Here is a 2,058-nt window from a genome sequence, read left to right as displayed (position 1 = left end):
CCATTGACCCCCCTCGGCTTCGCCGTTTCCCCCCTTTTAGGGGGGACTATTTCGCATCCGCGCCAATTTCTTTTCGTCTCCCCTAAAAGGGGAGATGTCACTGCGTGATGCTCCGGCCAAAAGGTTAAGAAGCTAAAGCATAAGAATATCTGATCTTTTGTAGCAAGATGTCGTAGCGAGAGTTAAAACAGCGACATGAGATCAATGTTGAGCCTCGAAGACGCGATAAAACGTGTAATAAGTATAAATCGAGTGCTTTCGCGCACCTGAGTATGTTTAAACCGAGTGCTTTAAGCATGACAACGAAGCGCACGGATGCGAGACCTCGGACTCTGAGTTGCGCCACACCGACATCGGCTTTGAGGTGTGACATGGTAGCTTCGACACCGGCGCGCCATCGATACCGATCTTTGAATTCTGTGGTTTGCACATAGACGCGTCGTTGTGCCAGCCGAAGCATTTTATCATCGTAGCGCAGGTAGAACGCTTTTGCTCTTGGCCGCACGGGGCAGTTATCGCGCTGTGGACAGGAAGAGCAGATAGATTTCGCGAATTTGGCCCGTAGTTTGTTTTTACGGGTTCGATAGACATGTTCCGGTTTATGTGATTCGGGGCAAGAGAGCACAAAATGTGTTGCCGGATCAATCTCAAAGTCGGCAAGTGTAAAGTCACCGTTGAGATGTTTTCCCTGAACCGGAGAGATGACGTCAACCTCTTTTACGGCTGCCTTTTGAACGTTGTCATCGCTGCCGTAGAGGCTGTCGCAGACAAGTTCTTCCGGTTGGCAACCACGTTCAGTTGTTGCATCGATGGCAGGAAGAAGCGCATGTGAGTCATGGACGTTGGCCGGTTCGACTTCGACATGGGTTATCAGGTCGGGAGTCTTTTTGTCATCCGGTTTTTCAACCTGAAAGGTCTCCATGATCTGGGCCTGATACCCGCTGCCTTTGTGATTGTCATACCCTGCATCGGGATCGGATGGATTTTGCAGGCTATCAGAGGGTATCTCGTTGGGCGGTTTCAGTTCGACCATGATATCAGCCCCCGAACCCGTAACGATGCAGCATTCATCGAGAACACGTTCGAGCAGGCGGTATTCCGAAAGCTTGCATACAGTAGTATAAGAACGGAAAAACTCAACAAGATACAGGAGGTCATTCCCCAGTTCGTGAAGAGTCACCGAAGCTTCCGAAGGCTTCACCTGTGAAAACAGGTTCTCGGAATCCTTCGTCAGATAACGGCCTTTGAATCTCGATTCGGGCAAACGGGCATACAGCTTTGCATGAGAGCGCCGAAGCTTTTTCAAAAACTTGCGAATAGTGGAGGAGAATATCCCGACCAGGCCCATGATACGCATGTTTGATTGAATAAACGTCGAATCCAGGCGTTGCTTCGAAGTGTCAACACCGAATGCCTCGATCAGGTTATCGGTCAGTGTTTCAAACAGCACCTTGTCGAGACCTTCTTTGATCAGTATCTTCCGGTAGCGACGGACACTTCGTTCCGACACGTACATACTCGCGTCAGAGTTGTCAGTAATGTCAAGCGCGTAATGCCATTGCTCGCTGAACGCAAGCGACATCGTCACATCAGGGTCACTCAAGTCATGAAGCTGTTGGAGTATCTGCATCCCCAACGCCGTATACAGCTCTTTTGTCGGACGTCCCTGTGACTCATCGAAGTGTCTCGCTATCCTTTCTATCGGCAGCTTTTCGAAAAGGTACTTGCGGAACACTCCGGCCCAACTGCTATCCAGCAGCTTGCGTCGCTTGGGGCCTAAATGATCCCATGGATCTATTAGCCATCCGGTATGGTGATCTTTGATGTTTATCATGTTTGAGACTTCCTCACATTTATGGTTTTATCACTACCATAATATGTGATAATATTTATATTAAGTCAAGCGTTATTCTATTATTATCAACTGGTTATACTTGTTTTATTCGTTCTGACTTTTGGCCGCACCATCACGTAGTGACAGCCCCCCTCTTTAGGGGGGCTGTCCGGCTCGTTGCGCGGGCGCTTGCGCAACGGGAGGACGGGGGGTCTATATTATTG

Annotated in this window: 1 protein-coding gene; it reads right to left on the bottom strand. The window is 49.3% G+C overall.

Annotated elements, in window-relative coordinates:
- Positions 1-124: 124 nt before the first annotated feature.
- Positions 125-1,834 (bottom strand): transposase, encoded by a 1,710-nt coding sequence (locus KOO63_03850; GenBank protein ID MBU8920973.1) that lies wholly within the window; start codon positions 1,832-1,834, stop codon positions 125-127.
- Positions 1,835-2,058: the final 224 nt, after the last annotated feature.

This window comes from Candidatus Latescibacterota bacterium, assembly GCA_019038625.1.
Lineage (GTDB): Bacteria > Krumholzibacteriota > Krumholzibacteriia > Krumholzibacteriales > Krumholzibacteriaceae > JAGLYV01.
Note: the sequence above shows the minus strand (reverse complement) of the source record. Positions and strands in the feature narration are given on the sequence as shown.

Coding starts and splice junctions, on each gene's coding strand:
- KOO63_03850 (MBU8920973.1), bottom strand. CDS start 1,834: ATGATAAACATCAAAGATCACCATACCGGATGGCTAATAGATCCATGG.